Raw genomic sequence first — 16,830 nt, 5'->3', positions numbered from 1 at the left:
TGGGGCGCGGCTGGCTGGCGTTGGAGCCCGTGCAGGCGACGCCCGTGGCCGCGCACAGGAGGCCGGCAAGCAGCATCGCCGGCAGTCGGTACCCGGCAGGCTTCACGCCGGCCATGATCGCGCCTGGCGGGATGCCAGCGATATCTTCTGGGCGTCGTCCGGCAGTGGTATGTGGACGCCGGCCGCGGCCCGCCCCGTAGACTGCGGCGTCATGGGCTTGTCGATCGGGATCGTCGGACTACCCAACGTCGGCAAGTCGACCTTGTTCAACGCGTTGACCCGTAACGACGTCCTAGCCGCGAACTACCCGTTCGCCACCATCGAGCCGAACGTCGGAGTCGTCGGCGTTCCGGACTCCCGGCTGGCCCGGCTGGCTGAGGTGTTCCACAGCACCCGTACGGTGCCGGCGGCGGTCAGCTTCGTCGACATCGCCGGGCTTGTCCGCGGCGCGGCCGAAGGACAGGGCCTCGGCAACAAGTTCCTCGCCAACATCCGCGAGTCGGACGCGGTCTGCCAGGTTGTCCGTGTCTTCTCCGATCCGGACGTCGTCCATGTTGACGGCCGTGTCGATCCGGCTGACGACATCGCCACGATCAACACCGAATTGATCCTCGCCGACCTGCAGACCATCGACGCGCGCCTGCCCAGGCTGGAGAAGGAAGCGCGGGTCGACAAGAGCAGGCAGGCCATGCTGGCCGCCGCGAAGCACGCCCGGGAAGTACTGGACGCGGGCCGCACCCTTTCGTCCGATCCGGGCGTCGACCGGGCCGCGCTGCGTGAGCTGTTCCTGCTCACCGCCAAGCCCTTCCTGTACGTGTTCAACGTGGACGAGGACGTCCTCGCCGACGACGGCCGGCGTAAGGAGCTCGCGGCGCTGGTCGCCCCGGCCGACGCGGTGGTCTTGTGCGCGAAGGTCGAGGCCGAGCTGAGCGAGCTCCCCGACGACGACGCCGCCGAGCTGCTGGCGGCCCTGGGGCAGACCGAGAGCGGCCTGGCCCAGCTGGCCAGGATCGGCTTTCACACGCTGGGCCTGGCGACTTACCTCACGGCGGGGCCGAAGGAGTCGCGGGCCTGGACAATCAGGGCCGGCGCGACCGCGCCGGAGGCCGCGGGCGTCATCCACACCGACTTCCAGCGCGGGTTCATCAAGGCGGAGGTCGTCTCGTTCGACGACCTGATGGCGGCCGGTTCGATGACCGCGGCTCGTGCCGCTGGCCGTGTCCGTATCGAGGGCAAGGACTACGTGATGGCCGACGGCGACGTCGTGGAGTTTCGTTTCAACGTCTGATCAGGTACCGCTCCCGCGGCTGGGGCAGCGCGCGGGTGATCGCGTTCCGCACCGGCTGCCCGGGGCGCGCCGAGCCCAATGCCTGCGGTGGCTTTCTCCGCCGCATCGCGGCGCACCCACCTCAGGGCGTGTTTCGGTCGTCACCCAATGCCTCCGGTGACTTCCGAAACACGCCGTAGCCTCGTTCCTTGATCCACGCCCCTGTTGCCGGGCGCTCTGCGGCTCCGAGCTACTGACCGCAGTATGGCGCCGGCTGCTGCACGTCGAAGGCGGTGCCCTTGGCGTTGATCTGGACGAAGGTGTAACACGGTGAGGCGCTCTGGTACTTGGCCATGTCGGAGGCTGGTACCACCAGACCGTTGGCATCGTAGTCGTGGACATCTCGCAGCCCGCTGATGAAGGACTGGCGGGTGGGGCACGAGCCGGCGGCCTGAAGCCCGCGGATGAACAGGTCGGCGGTGATCCAGCCGCTGAGGGCGACGCTCTGGGTCGGTGGCTGGAGCTGCGGGGCGTACGCCGTCATCCCGGCGATGAACGCCTTGTGCGCGGGCAGGTTCTCCTCGAACGGCGCGACGTTCAGGAACAGGTAGGTCCTGGCGAGCTGGGCGCCGTATTTGATGAGGACCGCCTGGTCGTACCCGGACGGGGACATCGAGACCTTGAGCGGTATCTGCGCCCGGTTGACCGCGCTGGTAATGCTCGCGAAAGCGTCGACCGTCAGCGCGCCGGCGAGCACGTCAACACCGTAGCTCTTTATCTTTGCGGCGATCATGGACGGGTCCGTCCCGGTCACGGAGATCTGGTCGGTGTAGACCACGTCGATGCCCGCGGCCTTCAGGCTGTCCGTCATCTTCTGGGCGAAAATGCCCGATGCCTCGCTGAACGCGATGCGGAGCACGGCGGCCTTCCGGCCGCCCAGGTTCTTCGCGAATGTTCCCCATGTCGTCGGTGCCGGGCCGTCCGTGAGGTAGTTCGACCAGGTGAACATGTTGTCGTTCTTGCTCCAGATGGTTTCCGCCGAGAAGCCGACCACCGGTATGCCGTTCTTGTGCAGGTAGTCGGCTGAACCGGAGACGACGTTGCTGGCCTGGAGGATGCTGAAGACCTGTGATCTTTCGACGAGCCCGGTTGTCACGGCGCGGTTCGTGGCCGGGTCGGAGCTGTCGTCCGACCAGTCGTAGACGAGCTGGCGGCCATGTACGCCGCCGTTGCCGTTCGCCACGCCGAACCGCGCGTCTATGCCGGCCCGGAAGTCCGCGAACTGCGGTGCCGCGGGCCCTGAGGAGGGGAAGACCAGCCCGACTTTGGCTGTGGTCGGGCTGATGCCGGGGGTTGTGCAGGCTGCGTTCGCGGACGCGCTCTGTGTGTCGCCGTTACCGCCGCCGCAGCTTGCCGCCAGCACAACGGCGACGACGGCCATGGCAGACCGCTGACCAAACGGAATGCGATGCCGCACAGTAGGCCTCCACGAACAGTGGTTGTCTTGTCACGCTGATCCAGCATGGCGCTGGGGTGACCTTCCCGGGATCCGACGCCCGATAGATCAAGGCGAATAGCTAATTCATATCACCTAGTTTTGATGGGGACGCCGAGGGTTCCCAGGTCAGAGCCTTGGAGGCACGACGAGTAGTCGGAAAGATGCGGCGGCGCATGAGGGATTGCCGTGCCGCCGCACCCCTGTTGCCGGGCGCTCTTACCTGCTGGGGTCCGCGATGCCGTGCTGACGCAGGACGTCGGAGATCCGGGATGCCAGCGTGATGTCAAGCTCTGTGACGCCGCCCTGGGAATGCGTCCAGACCGTGAAGGTTGTCACGCCGTGTGCTCGGTCAACGATGGGATGGTGATTCATGGTGTTCGCCACGAGCGAGATCCGCTCGACCACCTCGTCTGCGGTCTCATCATCCATGGTGACTTTTCGTACAATTGTCGAGGTATCACCGCTCCATCCCGGTAGTTCGCCGAGTGCGTCGGCGAGCCGGTCCGCGTCGAGCCTGGTGGGCATGGAATGGCCTCCGTTCAGTTTGTCGGGTGACTTCGGTGTTACCCCCACCTGGGTGAGCGCGCCCTCCTTGCCGCGGGGAAACCCAGCGCCATGAGAGTGTGTGCGGCTATGGAGCCGACAGGCAGCCGGCGGGTTGTGGTAGCCGCGGCGCTCATCGACGCGCAGGGCCGCGTGCTGGCATGCTGCCGGCGCGATCCTCCCGCGCTCGCCGGTGGCTGGGAGTTTCCCGGTGGCAAGGTCGAGCCCGGCGAGGACGAGGCGACCGCGCTCGCGCGCGAGTGCCGCGAGGAGCTCGGCGTGGGCATCGAGGTGGGAGCGCTCCTCGGCGAGGTCGCGCTGCCCACGGCCGGCTGGGTGCTCCGGGTGTGGTTCGCTCGGATCGTCGGTGGCGAGCCATATATGATCGCGCATTCGGAGCTGCGATGGCTGGCATCGCACGAACTTGATAACGTAGCGTGGCTCTCTCCGGACTTACCGTTAGTTAATGATCTTCGTGTTGCTCTGGCGGCGGGTGTTCTGGGGTTGTGGGATGGTAGATAACATTAACGGAAGGTGTTGAGAAATAAACCTTCTGTTGATTTTCGATGTGAGGTCTCGCGGGTCCGTACCATGGCGGGTAGACCCTGAGAGGCGAGCGGGAATGGGATGATCTTCTGGTGCCCATGCCTGACGCGCGGGGTGTCCCGTCGGGCCGGGTTCCGCGTCCGGCGTCACGATGTCAGCACCATCTGTCCAGTAACAACCAGCCTCGGGGCCGCTGCCCCACGTCCGTACCGGAGCCCGCCACCGTGTCCGTCCGCGCCGATCTGCGCAACGTCGCGATCATTGCCCACGTCGATCATGGCAAGACAACCCTCGTCGACGCGATGCTGCGGCAGTCCGGCGCCTTCGGTGACCATGCCGAGGCGACGGATCGCGTCATGGACTCGATGGATCTCGAACGCGAGAAGGGCATCACGATTCTCGCGAAGAACACCGCGGTCCAGTACGGCGACGTCACGATCAATATTGTGGACACGCCTGGCCACGCGGACTTCGGCGGCGAGGTCGAGCGTGGCCTGTCCATGGTCGACGGGGTCGTGCTGCTGGTCGACGCGAGCGAGGGCCCGCTGCCGCAGACCCGGTTCGTCCTGCGCAAGGCGCTGGAAGCCAGGCAGCCGGTCATTCTGGTCATCAACAAGGTGGACCGTTCCGACGCCCGGATCGCCGAGGTCGTCGACGCGACCTACGAGCTCTTCCTCGACCTCGACGCGGACGAGAGCCAGATCGACTTCCCGATCGTCTACTGCAACGCCAAGGCGGGACGCGCCTCGCTGAACCGGCCGGATGATGGCGGCAACCCCGACTCACCCGATCTCAAGCCGTTGTTCGACGTGTTGCTTGAGTCGGTCCCGATGCCGGTCTACGACCCGCAGGCACCCTTGCAGGCGCTCGTCACCAACCTTGACGCATCCCCCTACCTCGGCCGGCTCGCGCTGTGCCGGGTGCACAACGGGACACTGCGCCGTGGGCAGAGCGTGATGCTGTGCCGCGCGGACGGCCGTACCGACCGGGTGAAGATCAGTGAGCTGCTGGTCACGAAGGCGCTGGAGCGGGTGCCGGGCGAGCAGGCCGGTCCAGGCGACATCATCGCCATCGCGGGCATTGCGGATATCATGATCGGCGAAACGCTGGCCGACCCCGAGGACCCGCGGCCGCTGCCCGTCATCACCGTCGACGAGCCGTCGATCAGCATGACCATCGGGATCAACACGTCCCCGCTGGCCGGTAAGTCCGGGACGAAGCTGACCGCGCGACTGCTGCGCAACCGGCTGGATGCCGAACTGGTCGGCAACGTCTCCATCCGGGTGCTGCCGACCGAGCGCCCCGACACCTGGGAGGTGCAGGGCCGAGGGGAGCTCGCGTTGGCGATCCTGGTCGAGCTGATGCGCCGTGAGGGCTTCGAGCTCACCGTCGGTAAGCCGCAGGTCGTCACCAGGGAGATCGACGGGAAGCGGCACGAACCGGTGGAACGGCTCACCATCGACGCCCCCGAGGAGTACCTCGGGACGCTCACCCAGCTGCTGGCGGTCCGCAAGGGCCGCCTCGAGCAGATGATCAATCATGGCACCGGCTGGATCCGGATGGAGTACCAGGTGCCGGCCCGCGGGCTCATCGGCTTCCGGACCGAGTTCCTGACCGAGACCCGCGGCACCGGGCTGATGCACCACGTGTTCGACTCCTACGAGCCCTGGTTCGGGGAACTCCGTACCCGTGCGACGGGTTCGATGGTGGCTGACCGTGCTGGCGTGGCGACCGCGTACGCCCTGTACAACCTGGGCGAGCGCGGCACCCTCTTCGTGGGTCCGACCACCGACGTCTACGAAGGTATGATCGTCGGGGAGAACTCCCGTGCCGACGACATGGACGTCAACCCCACCAAGGAGAAGAAGCTCACCAACATGCGCTCGTCCACCGGGGACGAGCTGGTGCGCCTCACCCCACACCGGCAGCTGTCCCTGGAGCAGGCGCTGGAGTTCTGCCGGGAGGACGAGTGCGTGGAGGTCACGCCCGGTCCGGTGCGGATGCGCAAGGTCGCGCTGACCGCGGCGGAGCGGGAGAAGCTCCGTTCCCGCCGCCGGGCGTGACCTCGGCCAGCGTGCGGCGGCTGTCGTCGTGTGCGTGAGGTAGGCGGGCCAGCCTGGCTTCGCTCCTCGGGTGATCTCCGTTCATCCTCGCGGAGCGTGGTTGGTGGGCTCCGGTGCCGTCGCGTCCGCGGCGCCCCGTAGGGTCGTGGGCGTGACTGCTCCCACTGTGCTGACCGGGTCTGGGCCGGACTTCATCGAGCTGCCGGCGCGGCGGGTGATGTTCGTGCATGCCCACCCTGACGATGAGGTGATCGGGACCGGGCTGACCATGGCGTCCTACGCCGCCGACCCGGAGACCCATGTGACTCTTGTCACGTGCACGCTCGGGGAGATGGGCGAGGTGCTCGTTCCAGAACTGATCAATCTGCGCTCCGACCGGGGCGACCAGCTCGGCGGGTACCGCATCGGTGAGCTGGCGCGCTCGTGCGAGGCGCTCGGCGTCACCGACCATCGCTTCCTCGGCGGGCCGGGCCGCTGGCGTGACAGCGGCATGATGGGCACTCCTGGGAACGACGATCCGCGCTGCCTGTGGCGGGCCGATCCCGACGAGGCGGCGGCCGCGCTGGCTGAGATCGTCCGTGCGGTCCGTCCGCAGGTACTGGTCACCTACGACAGCAACGGTGGCTACGGGCATCCCGACCACATCCGTGCGCACGAACTGACTGTGCGGATGTTCGAGGTGGCGGGGGATCCGTCCTTCGCTCCGGATGCCGGGCCGCCCTGGCAGCCCGCGAAGCTGTACCAGACCGCGGTCGCGCGATCGATGATCCAGGCTGGGATCGACTACTTCCGTTCGTCGGGTACCGGGCGTGAGCTGTTCGACGGTGTGCAGTCGGCGGATGACGTGCCGATGGCGGTGCCGGACAGTGCCGTGACCACTGAGATCGATTCGCCCGCTCACTTCGAGGCGAAGGTGGCGGCCATGCGAGCGCATGCAACCCAGATGACGACGGACGGTTTCTTCTTCGTCCTGGCCGACGGCATCGGCCACCGGGCATGGGGCACCGAGCACTACATCCTCACCCGGGGTGAGCGCGGACCGGCCGGCGGCCCGAACGGGCGCGAGACCGACCTCTTCGCCGGGCTCGATCTCTGAGTGATCGGTAACAGGGGAGTGGGCCAAGGAGCGGGGCTGGGATGCGTGCGTCGCGAGGCGGCGGAGGGAGCCACCGGAGGTGTTGGGTGGCGACCGACGACAACGCGGCGAGGTGGGTGCCCCAGCCCCGCGACGCCGCGTCCCCTATTGCCGGTCGCTCTTAATCTCGACCCATGCCCGGTTCGACGATGCATGATCATTCGTGTCAGCCGCCTCCGGCGGCCTCGGTCACGGCGACAGCCACCGATGTGGGCAGGGACGTGAACGCGGTCAGCGGCAGCGACAGCGGCAGCGGCGCAGGCGCAGGCGCTGAACCGTCTCGGGCTTTCCTGGGGTCGGCCTACGTGTTCGGTTGGCTGGTCGGTCTTGCGCTCGGCTTCTACGGTGTGTTCCTCGTTCCGGTGGGCCCCCGGCCCGGCGGGGTCCTGCTGTCGGTCGGAGTTGCCTTCGCGCTGGCCGGAAACACCGCCGCGGCGCTGCTGGTGCGCTGGTTCACCGGCACCCGCCTCGGGGCCATGATCGTTGCTGTGGGCTGGATCCCGATCGTGCTGTGTTTTGGCGTCGCGCGTCCTGAAGGTGATCTTCTCCTGACGGCGGGCACCGCCGGGTACCTGTTTCTGGTCGTCGGTGCGATCGCTCCGGTCGTCGTGGCGATGCTCGGCTCGCCCCGTCGCGGCCTGTCCGCGACGCTGGCGACCGGTCCGCGCGGTTCTGCCTCCGGTCCGCACCCGGATCAGCGTCCGCCGGCCCAGGGCTCGGACCACCGTCGTCCCGGGCGCTGAAGGGCCGCCACAACCGGGGATGAAGCCGTGGCTGGCCAAGAGGAGATGTGGTCGTTGTCACGAGCAGGTCGGGAGTGCCTCGGCAAACCGGCGCGGGAGTAGCGTGTCCGCGTGGCCGTCGATCCGGACGCCTTCCGCCGGGCGGTCGGGCGTTTCGCAACAGGTGTCACGGTCATCACCACTGTTTTCGAGGACCAGCCGTTCGCGATTACCGCGAACTCGTTCACCTCCGTGTCACTCGACCCGTTGCTGGTGCTGGTCAGCGTTGGCAAGATGTCCCGTTTCCACACGCCGGTCCTCGGCGCGGGCGTGTGGGGCGTCTCCGTCCTTGCCGCGGACATGCGGGAGGCGTCCCGCTTCTTCGCCAGCCAGGACCGGCACGACGCACGGACCCTCTTCGAGAGCTGGAAGCATTCCATCGGAGCCGCGACCGGCGTGGTTCTGCTGACGGACGCGCTCGCGGCGTTCGAGTGCCGTACGGTCCTCACCTACGAGGGCGGTGATCACACCCTGCTGCTCGGTGAAGTCGTGGCACTGGACGGATCCAGCCGGGATGCGCCTCCCCTGCTGTTCTACCGGGGGATGTACCGGGAGCTCGCCGCTGACTGACCGGCGTCAGTTCAAGCGGGCACGGGCGGCGTGTGCCGCTTCACGGGCCGCGCCGGCCGCGGCCGGCTCCAGGGCGGCGACCACGTCGGCGAAAGTCGTGAGATCCGCCGCGCCGCCGATGAAGTCACCGCGGCGGGCACGTAGTTCCCCGCGCTCCCGGAGCAGGTGAGTGGGATGGCGCGGCAGCAACAGGGACAGCTCGACGGCCCACAGCCGCGTCGCGATGGCCTCCGTCCGTGCCGCCCAGATCCGGATGTTGCCCAGTACCCGCATGAGCAGGCCGGTCGGGTCCATCGGCTTGAGCTGCGAACGGGTGAACGCCACCCCGGCGGAACGGACCTTCTCCGCGGCCTCGTGTACGGTGATCAGCCGGCCGCCGGCGAACGGGTCGACCAGGACGTGCCGGTCCGGCGCGCCGACACCGACGATGACATGGCCGGGCAGGCCGATCGGGTACGCGGGGACGCCGAGGCGGTGGGCGACCTCCATCCACACGATCGACAGCATGATCGGCAGGCCGTGCCGACGCCGGAGCACCGACGTGAGCAGGCAGGCGTGCAGGCTGTCGGAGCTGCCGGGGTCACCGTGGAAGCCGGCCCGCGTTCCCAGCGCCTCCCGCAGGATCTCGGCGGCGGCACGCACGTCCAGCCCGGCGAGTGTGCGCCGGGTGGCGGGTCGCTCGTCCGCCGCGGTGCCCAGTTCGTCCGTTGCGGTGCCCAGCTCGTCCGGCGCGATGTCGAGAAGGCGACCGGCGTCCGTGGCGAGGGCGTCGAACCGGGCCAGCTCGCGGGCTGGGTCGAGGCCTGGTTCGACCTCCGCCGCGATCAGCAGGCAGGCCAGCGCGACATCGACCGGATCCCGGCGGACGATGTCGGCGAATTGGCGTCGTGTTCGGGCACTCATTGCGGATTCGCCTCCGTATGCCCAGCGTTGCACTGCCCGGCGCCGCACTGCCCAGCGGCCGCTGGGCGGACCGGCCGCGGCGGCACCCTCCGGCCGGCAACGAGATCTGTTTCCGCGACCTTCACGATGGAACCGTCTCTGGTCCGTATCGTCAGACATCGGTCGGTCCAGGACAGCAGCTGCCCGACGACGTCGGTCAGTGGCAGCGGACCGGCGACCCGCCGGCGGACGGAAACCCTGGCGCCGACGTCAGCAGGAGTGATACGGACGACATACACGACAAGCGAACGCCCTTGTTGTCGACACAGAACCGTCGAGGTCGATACTAGGGAATCAGTCGCCCGTGAGCCGAGGAGGAACAACCGGTGACCTACGTCATCGCGGAGCCCTGCGTCGATGTCAAGGACAGGGCCTGTATCGAGGAGTGCCCGGTCGACTGCATCTACGAAGGCGGACGGATGCTGTACATCCAGCCTGACGAGTGCGTCGACTGCGGAGCGTGTGAGCCCGTCTGTCCGGTCGAAGCCATCTACTACGAGGACGACGTTCCGGATCAGTGGAAGGGTTTCACCGACACCAACGCCGTCTTCTTTGAGGAGCTCGGTTCGCCTGGCGGGGCGTCGAAGGTGGGCGCGCTCGACTTCGATCCGCCCGGTGTCGCCGCGCTGGCGCCGCAGGGCGAGTCCTGACCGGGCCTACGGGGCCTGCTGGAGCGCTCCGGCAGGCCCATCACTTCCGGGTGCGGCTGCCCGACTTCCCCTGGGACGCCCTTGCGCCGTTCGCGCGCAAGGCCCGCGCACACCCGTATGGCATGGTCGACCTGTCGGTCGGCACGCCGGTGGACCCGACCCCGCTCGCGGTTCAGCATGCCCTCGCGGCGGCGGCGAACGCCCCCGGCTATCCGGCCACCGCGGGTACGCCCGAGTTGCGGGACGCGGCCGCGGGCTGGCTGGCGCGCCGGCTCGGGGTGATCGTCGAGCCCGACAGCGTCCTGCCGGTGATCGGGACGAAGGAGCTGGTCGCGCAGCTGCCGAGCCAGCTCGGGCTCGGGCCGGGCGACCGCGTCTGGATACCGGCACCGGCCTATCCGACCTACGAGGTCGGTGCCCTGCTCGCCCGTTGCGAGCCGGTGCTCGGCCCGGTGGACGGTGTGGCGCTGGTCTGGCTGAACACTCCGGCCAACCCCTCCGGCCGGGTGCTGACCGTGGACGAGATGCGGGCGGTCGTGGGCTGGGCCCGCGAGCGCGGCATCGTCGTCGCCAGCGACGAGTGCTACATCGAGCTGGGCTGGGAGGCCCGGCCTGTCTCGGTGCTGCATCCGGATGTCTGCGGCGGCTCCCACGAAGGGCTGCTCGCGGTGCACTCGCTGTCCAAGCGGTCGAACCTCGCCGGCTACCGCGCGGGCTTCGTCACCGGGGATCCGAGGCTCGTCACCGGGCTGCTGGAGGTGCGGCGGCACGGCGGGTCGATGGTGCCGACACCGGTTCAGGCCGCCATGACCGCGGCCCTTGCCGACGACATGCACGTCGCTGAGCAGCGGGCGCGTTACGCCAACCGGCGGGCCGTGCTCGCCGCGGCGTTGGCCGTTGCCGGCTTCACGATCGAGCACAGCGAGGCCGGGCTCTACCTGTGGGCGACCCGCGGGGAGGAAGCCTGGACGACGGTGGACGCCCTGGCGAGCGTGGGTGTACTCGTCGCCCCCGGCGTGTTCTACGGCGAGGCCGGGCGCAGGCACGTCCGGATAGCGCTGACCGGGCCGGACGCCCAGGTCGCCACCGTCCCGGAGCGGATGGCGATGTTGCCGCCACCGCAGCTGGTCAACCCGCCACCGGCACCGGTGGCCGCCGGGTACGTCGGCGGCGGTCACCAGACCGGCGCCCGTCCGGTCGCGCCGCTCCTCCCGTCCGGACCGCCGACCGGGGGTCTGCCCGTGGCCGGGACGCGGCCGGACACCGCTTACCAGCACCAGCAGGGGAGCCAGTACCAGGACAGGGGGCCGGCGCCCGCGGGCCCGGGGACGCTCCCGGCGATGCCGTGGCCGGGCGACGACCGTGGCGGCCGTCCCGGATTCCGGGTCACGACGGAGCCGCCGGACATCCGGTAGCCCCCATCCTGGGCCGGGGGGTGCCGTCCGGGGGGCGCCGCGGTCCCGCCTCCCGCCTCTTGGCCCCGTTGGCTCCGGTCTCCCGGCACTGAGCGGTGGGCTCCTCGATCTTCCAGGATCATGATCCTTCGGGGCCGGTGGGGCACGGGCGGCAGGCGCCTCGTTAGGGTCGGGGTCGTGAGCACATCGGGCGAGATCATCGACTCCGCGATAGACCCGGTCATCGACCTGTTGTGGGACCGTCCTGACGCCGCCGAGGCGCTGGCCGGCCGCAGCCTGCACGATGTCGTGGTTGAGGCGATCAACCTCCTGGACGCGGGGAAGGCCCGGGTCGCCCATGTCGCCGACAGCGGCGACGTCGTCGTGGACGAGCGGGCGAAACGCGCTATCCTGCTCGCTTTCCGGGTGCTGCCGATGGCCGAGTCCGCGGCCGGCGACTTCCGTTATCACGACCGGGTGCCGCTCAAGACATCCTTCGACGGGGTGCGGGTCGTGCCGGGCGCGATCGTCCGCTGGGGGGCGCATATCGAACCTGGTGCGGTGCTGATGCCGAGCTACACCAACATCGGCGGGTACGTCGGTGCCGGTACTCTGGTCGACACCTGGGCGACGGTCGGTTCCTGCGCGCAGATCGGGCGCCGGGTGCACCTGTCTGGCGGGGCCGGCATCGGCGGGGTGCTGGAACCGCCGAACGCCAAGCCCGTGGTGGTCGAGGACGACGCGTTCATCGGCAGCCGCGCCATGGTGGTGGAGGGCGCCCGGGTGCGCCGCGGGGCCAAGCTCGGCGCCGGCGCGATCCTCACCGCCTCCACGCACGTGTTCGACGCGGTCACCGGCGAGGAGTACCCGCGTGGGGAGATTCCGCAGCGGGCGGTGGCGGTCGGGTCGAGCCGGGTGAAGTCGTTCCCCGGCGGGGACTACGCCATGCCGTGCATCCTGGTGCTGCGGACGCTGGCCGAAGGGGAGATCCACGACAAGCTCGCGCTGAACGACATCCTGCGGGAGCACGGCGTTGCCAGCTGAGCAGCTGCCGGACCGGCTACCTGGACCATCCGCCGAGCGTTCCCCGCTCGGCCGCGGCGCGCCGCTCGACCTGACCGCCTCGGCGGTGGAGCTGACCCGCGCCCTGGTCGACGTCCCGTCGGTGAGCGGCTCCGAGGCCGTCCTCGCGGACCTGGTCGAAACGGCTCTGACCGGCGTCGCCGGACTGCGGGTCGACCGGGACGGCGACGCCGTCGTTGCCCGTACCGACCTGGGGCTGCCGACCCGGGTGCTGCTGGCCGGGCACCTCGACACCGTGCCGATCGCGGACAACCTGCCCGCCCGGTTCGCGGCTGGCAGGCTCTACGGCTGCGGGACCTCCGACATGAAGTCGGGAGTGGCCGTGCTGCTGCGGCTGGCCGCCGCGCTCGCGGGTGAGCCCCTCACCCATGACGTGACCTGGGTTTTTTACGACAACGAGGAGGTCCGCGCCGAGCTCAACGGGTTGCGCCGCGTTGCCGAGCGCCATCGCGACTGGCTGGACGCCGATCTCGCGGTGCTCCTGGAGCCGACCTCGGGCGAGATCGAAGCGGGCTGCCAGGGCACCCTACGGGTGGTGGTCTCGCTACGCGGACGCCGGGCGCACTCGGCGCGGGCATGGCTTGGCGAGAACGCGATCCACCGCGCCGCGCCGCTGCTGGAGCGCCTCGCCGACTACCAGCCACGGACGGTGACCATCGACGGTTGTACCTACCGCGAGGGCCTCAACGCCGTGTGGGTGAGCGGCGGCGTGGCTGGCAACGTCATCCCGGACGCCTGTGAGGTCACGGTCAACTATCGGTTCGCCCCGGACCGTGATGTCGGTCAGGCGCTCGAGCATGTCCGTGCCGTACTCGACGGTTTCGCCCTTGCGGTGACCGACAGTGCGCCCGGTGCGCTGCCCGGCCTCGCCGCGCCCGTCGTCAGCGCGTTCGTGGCGGCTGCGGGATGTGTGCCCGTGGCCAAGTACGGCTGGACCGACGTGGCCCGCTTCGCCGCGCTCGGTATCCCGGCGCTCAACTTCGGGCCTGGTGACCCTGGCCTCGCCCACACCCGCGACGAGTATGTCGAGGTGGCGCGGATCGGCGCGGCAGAGGATGTGCTGCGGCGCTACCTCATGCGCTGACCCGCATGGGGTGTTTCGGGTAACCTCCGTCGAACTTCTCGGTCGGTTACCCGTTTACGATCTTGAACATAACGCTGGAACGTTATGTTACAGCTCGTGAGTGCGCCTACCGACCCGACCCAGCCAGACGTTCCTGTCGCCGACGGTGCCGTGGCCGCCCGAACGGTTTCCGCTGGCCCCGCTTCCGCCGATGTTTCTGTCGCCGTCGCCTCGGCCGCGGCCGGTCCGGGACCGGGTCCGGGTCCGGCTCCGGCTCCGGGTCCGGCTCCGGGCCGGGATCGGCCAGCCCGGACCCGCCGGCCGCCGGAGCGGCAACGCGGGCCCATCACCGTTCGCCGTGGGCTGGTCGAAGGGTCGACGACCGACCAGCATCTGCTGGACACCCGTGGTCCGGCTGACTGGGTCCACGCCGATCCGTGGCGGGTCCTGCGGATCCAGAGTGAGTTCGTCGAGGGGTTCGGGCTGCTCGCCGAGCTGCCCCGGGCGGTGACGGTCTTCGGCTCGGCTCGTGTCCCCGTCGAGGACCCCGACTACGCCCTTGGCGAGCGGCTCGGCAGCGCGCTCGTCCGGGCTGGCTACGCGGTGATCACGGGTGGCGGCCCGGGGGCTATGGAAGCTGTCAACCGGGGCGCGCAGGAGGCTGGCGGCCTGTCGGTCGGCCTCGGCATCGAGCTCCCGTTCGAACAGCGTCTCAACGACTGGGTGGACCTCGGGGTGACCTTCCGGTACTTCTTCGTCCGCAAGACCATGTTCGTCAAGTACGCCGAGGCATTCGTGATCCTGCCAGGCGGGCTTGGCACGCTCGACGAGCTGTTCGAGGCTCTCACGCTCGTCCAGACCCGTAGGGTGACCCGCTTCCCGGTGGTGCTCATGGGCTCGCGGTACTGGGCGGGCCTGCTGGACTGGCTGCGCACCACGGTTGCGGGCGCCGGGCGCATCCTGCCGACAGATCTTGATCTTGTCACTCTCACCGATGACGTGGACGAGGCTGTTCAGATCATCGTCAACAGCCACCGCGTGGGCAACGACCAGCCGGGCTCGGAGGCCGGGCGTCCGGGCGGCGAGCCCGCGTGAACATCTGTGTCTACTGCTCGTCGTCCGAGGCGATCGATCCCTCCTACCTCGAGCTGGCCGCGGCGGTCGGTGCCGCGCTCGCCCGCCGCGGCCACGGCCTGGTTTCGGGTGGCGGCTCCGTCTCGTGCATGGGTGCGGTCGCCCGCGCGGCCCGTGCGGGCGCCGCCCGCACTACCGGCGTGATTCCCCGAGCGCTGTCGGCCCTGGAAATCACCGACGGCGACGCGGACGAGCTGATCGTCACCGAGACGATGCGGGAGCGCAAGAGGCTCCTGGAGATCCGCTCGGACGCCTTCCTCGCCCTCCCCGGCGGTCTTGGCACCCTGGAGGAACTGCTGGAGATGTGGGTCGGGCGCGTTCTCGGGATGCATGCCAAGCCGGTCGTCGTCCTCGACCCGGACGGCCTGTTCGCCCATCTCCGGGCACAGGTGGACGAACTGGTCCGGCGGGGTTTCGTCCGGCCGGCGGCCCGGAACGCCCTGGGCTGGGCGAATACGGTCGAGGCCGCGTTGGATCTTCTTGAGGCCGGCGTGCCACCGCCGGGCGGCACCGGGCCGACCACCGCCGAGCGGCTCGAGGGGGAGTAGCCGCCGTCCGGGTCAGGCGAGGCCTCGGCGGGCGACGGCGAGGTCGCGGGTACCGCGGATGGCCGCCACCATGTCCAGCACCCTGCGGGTCTCGGCGACCTGGTGGGCGCGGAAGATCCTGGCACCGAGCCAGGCGCTGATCGCGGTTGCGGCGAGGCTCCCTTCGAGGCGGTCTGTGACCCCGGCGTCGAGGGTCTCGCCGATGAAGTCCTTGTTCGACAGCGCGACGAGAACCGGCCAGCCGGTTGCGGCGAGTTCGGGGAGCCGGCGGGTCGCCTCCAGGGAATGCCGGCTGTTCTTGCCGAAGTCGTGGCCCGGATCGACGATCACGCTGTCCGGTCGCACACCGAGCGCCACCGCGCGGTTCGCGAGCCCGGTCGTGGTGGCGATGATGTCGGCGACCACATCGTCGTAGGCGATCCGGTGTGGCCGGGTGCGCGGCGGCAGCTGCCCGGCGTGGGTGCAGACCAGACCCAGCGCGTGCTCGGCGGCGACTTCGGCGAGCCGGGGATCGGTACCGCCCCAGGCGTCGTTGAGCAGGTCGGCGCCTTCACTCGCCACCACCCGGCCCACCTCGGCACGCCAGGTGTCCACGCTGATCACGACGCTGGGGTGCCTGGACCGGACGAGCGCGACGAACCCGCCGAGCCGCCGCAGCTCCTCGATGGTGTCGACGTCCTCGCCCGGTGCCGCTTTCACCGCGCCGATGTCGATGATCTGGGCGCCTTCGGCGACGGCACGGTCCACCGCGGCCAGCGCTTCCGGCTCGCCGTAGGTTGCGCCTCGGTCGAAGAACGAGTCGGGCGTCCGATTGATGATTGCCATGATGGTCAGGTCGGACGGGCGGAACGTCGATGAGCCGAGCCGGAGGTCGCTGGCCGCCCGGGTACCCGCGGGGAGCCCTCCGCCCGTGCTGCCGGCGGTGTGGGCGGGGCCGGCGGGGCCGCCCGTCGAGGAGATGTCGCTCACCGCAGGGAACTTTAGCGGCCGGCGCTGGAAGCTTCGAGGATCCACACCCCTGTTGCCGGGCGCTCTTATCCGCCGGCCACGTATGCGGCGGACCCGCCCGGAGCCTGCGCCGGCCTGCGTCCGCGTGAAAAAGAGCGGTGATCGTGCTGTCGGGGTGGCGGGTGCGGCATAATTTCTCAACCCGTGCCACGATCGTGGATGTGTTGCTCGTCGTCGAGATAGTGGTTGTTGCCGCAATTGTCTTCGCCGTCGCGGCTCTGTCGGTCGGACGCTTCGACCGGTTGTCGCCAGCGCCGCCGGACGCGGCCGGTGACGGTCTGCCGGCATTGACCGTGTCCGCTGCCGACCTCGCCGGTGTTCGGTTCGACATGGCGTTCCGGGGCTACCGGATGGCCGAGGTCGACGCGGTGGTCGCGCGGCTCGCGGACGAGCTTGCCTGGCGGGACGCTGAACTCGCGCGGCGGGACGAGGAGATGGTCAGGCTGGCTTCCTTCGCCCATGCCGACGAGCAGGCGCCGAGCTACCGGAGCGCGGAGCGCGACGGCTGGACCGGCCACGCCGATGCCGTCGGCCCGGCGGCCCCGCCGGTGGAGTAACCGGCCGCCGGGCGGGCATGGCCGCGTGGACGGGAGTCCCGGGAGAT

At 69.6% G+C, this 16,830-nt stretch carries 17 protein-coding genes; 13 read left to right on the top strand and 4 right to left on the bottom strand.

Translation table 11 applies throughout. The features are described from left to right. Positions 1 to 211 precede the first annotated feature (211 nt). The gene (gene ychF / locus MJ783_RS03170) at positions 212 to 1,288 is read left to right on the top strand and encodes a redox-regulated ATPase YchF (RefSeq protein WP_239308420.1); all 1,077 of its coding nucleotides are present in this window, start codon (positions 212 to 214) and stop codon (positions 1,286 to 1,288) included. Between the two features lie 229 nt (positions 1,289 to 1,517). On the opposite strand, the gene MJ783_RS03165 is transcribed toward ychF, so the two are convergent. Next, on the bottom strand, positions 1,518 to 2,744 hold the full coding sequence (locus MJ783_RS03165) for an ABC transporter substrate-binding protein (protein ID WP_239308397.1): 1,227 nt from the start codon (positions 2,742 to 2,744) through the stop codon (positions 1,518 to 1,520). Positions 2,745 to 2,981: 237 nt separating this feature from the next. Beyond that, on the bottom strand, positions 2,982 to 3,290 hold the full coding sequence (locus MJ783_RS03160; protein ID WP_239308396.1) for a 4a-hydroxytetrahydrobiopterin dehydratase: 309 nt from the start codon (positions 3,288 to 3,290) through the stop codon (positions 2,982 to 2,984). A 90-nt stretch (positions 3,291 to 3,380) separates the two neighbouring features. On the opposite strand from MJ783_RS03160, the gene MJ783_RS03155 reads away from it, so the two are divergent. The 5 genes from MJ783_RS03155 to MJ783_RS03135 all read left to right on the top strand — a co-directional run bounded on the left by MJ783_RS03155 (position 3,381) and on the right by MJ783_RS03135 (position 8,404). Continuing rightward, positions 3,381 to 3,830, top strand: coding sequence for a (deoxy)nucleoside triphosphate pyrophosphohydrolase (locus tag MJ783_RS03155; protein ID WP_239308395.1), 450 nt, complete (start codon positions 3,381 to 3,383; stop codon positions 3,828 to 3,830). A gap of 248 nt (positions 3,831 to 4,078) precedes the next feature. Next, complete coding sequence (gene typA / locus MJ783_RS03150; RefSeq protein WP_239308394.1) at positions 4,079 to 5,917, top strand: translational GTPase TypA; 1,839 nt, start codon at positions 4,079 to 4,081, stop codon at positions 5,915 to 5,917. Between the two features lie 217 nt (positions 5,918 to 6,134). Then, complete coding sequence (gene mshB, locus MJ783_RS03145; RefSeq protein WP_239308419.1) at positions 6,135 to 7,013, top strand: N-acetyl-1-D-myo-inositol-2-amino-2-deoxy-alpha-D-glucopyranoside deacetylase; 879 nt, start codon at positions 6,135 to 6,137, stop codon at positions 7,011 to 7,013. A gap of 260 nt (positions 7,014 to 7,273) precedes the next feature. Continuing rightward, entirely contained in the window at positions 7,274 to 7,795 is a 522-nt protein-coding gene (locus tag MJ783_RS03140; RefSeq protein ID WP_239308393.1) for a DUF6113 family protein, read from the top strand. Between the two features lie 111 nt (positions 7,796 to 7,906). Continuing rightward, on the top strand, positions 7,907 to 8,404 hold the full coding sequence (locus tag MJ783_RS03135) for a flavin reductase family protein (protein WP_239308392.1): 498 nt from the start codon (positions 7,907 to 7,909) through the stop codon (positions 8,402 to 8,404). 6 nt (positions 8,405 to 8,410) lie between these two features. Here MJ783_RS03135 and MJ783_RS03130 read toward each other — a convergent pair whose 3' ends face one another. Beyond that, positions 8,411 to 9,307, bottom strand: coding sequence for a transglutaminase-like domain-containing protein (locus tag MJ783_RS03130; RefSeq protein ID WP_239308391.1), 897 nt, complete (start codon positions 9,305 to 9,307; stop codon positions 8,411 to 8,413). Between the two features lie 365 nt (positions 9,308 to 9,672). Between MJ783_RS03130 and fdxA the strand changes: the two genes are divergently transcribed. The 6 genes from fdxA to MJ783_RS03100 all read left to right on the top strand — a co-directional run bounded on the left by fdxA (position 9,673) and on the right by MJ783_RS03100 (position 15,218). Continuing rightward, complete coding sequence (gene fdxA / locus MJ783_RS03125; protein WP_239308390.1) at positions 9,673 to 9,996, top strand: ferredoxin; 324 nt, start codon at positions 9,673 to 9,675, stop codon at positions 9,994 to 9,996. 50 nt (positions 9,997 to 10,046) lie between these two features. Beyond that, a complete protein-coding gene (dapC, locus tag MJ783_RS03120; RefSeq protein WP_305039352.1) occupies positions 10,047 to 11,411 on the top strand; it encodes a succinyldiaminopimelate transaminase in 1,365 nt (454 codons plus the stop codon). A 177-nt stretch (positions 11,412 to 11,588) separates the two neighbouring features. Next, positions 11,589 to 12,434: a 2,3,4,5-tetrahydropyridine-2,6-dicarboxylate N-succinyltransferase gene (locus MJ783_RS03115; RefSeq protein WP_239308389.1), complete on the top strand. Its 846-nt coding sequence runs from the start codon at positions 11,589 to 11,591 to the stop codon at positions 12,432 to 12,434. Between the two features lie 70 nt (positions 12,435 to 12,504). Beyond that, positions 12,505 to 13,557 carry a succinyl-diaminopimelate desuccinylase gene (dapE, locus tag MJ783_RS03110; protein WP_239308418.1) on the top strand — a complete coding sequence of 351 codons (1,053 nt, stop codon included), beginning with the start codon at positions 12,505 to 12,507 and terminating at the stop codon, positions 13,555 to 13,557. A gap of 96 nt (positions 13,558 to 13,653) precedes the next feature. Then, positions 13,654 to 14,631 (top strand): TIGR00730 family Rossman fold protein, encoded by a 978-nt coding sequence (locus MJ783_RS03105; RefSeq protein WP_370651421.1) that lies wholly within the window; start codon positions 13,654 to 13,656, stop codon positions 14,629 to 14,631. Next, positions 14,628 to 15,218 (top strand): TIGR00730 family Rossman fold protein, encoded by a 591-nt coding sequence (locus MJ783_RS03100; protein ID WP_239308388.1) that lies wholly within the window; start codon positions 14,628 to 14,630, stop codon positions 15,216 to 15,218. The genes MJ783_RS03105 and MJ783_RS03100 overlap by 4 nt, the downstream gene beginning before the upstream one ends. Before the next feature lie 12 nt (positions 15,219 to 15,230). Here MJ783_RS03100 and folP read toward each other — a convergent pair whose 3' ends face one another. Continuing rightward, on the bottom strand, positions 15,231 to 16,043 hold the full coding sequence (gene folP / locus MJ783_RS03095; RefSeq protein ID WP_305039475.1) for a dihydropteroate synthase: 813 nt from the start codon (positions 16,041 to 16,043) through the stop codon (positions 15,231 to 15,233). 281 nt (positions 16,044 to 16,324) lie between these two features. On the opposite strand from folP, the gene MJ783_RS03090 reads away from it, so the two are divergent. Then, entirely contained in the window at positions 16,325 to 16,783 is a 459-nt protein-coding gene (locus tag MJ783_RS03090; RefSeq protein WP_239308386.1) for a DivIVA domain-containing protein, read from the top strand. Positions 16,784 to 16,830: the final 47 nt, after the last annotated feature.

The organism is Protofrankia sp. Cj3, assembly GCF_917627355.1.
Taxonomy (GTDB): Bacteria; Actinomycetota; Actinomycetes; order Frankiales; family Frankiaceae; genus Protofrankia.
This window is presented reverse-complemented; position numbering and strand designations above follow the sequence as displayed.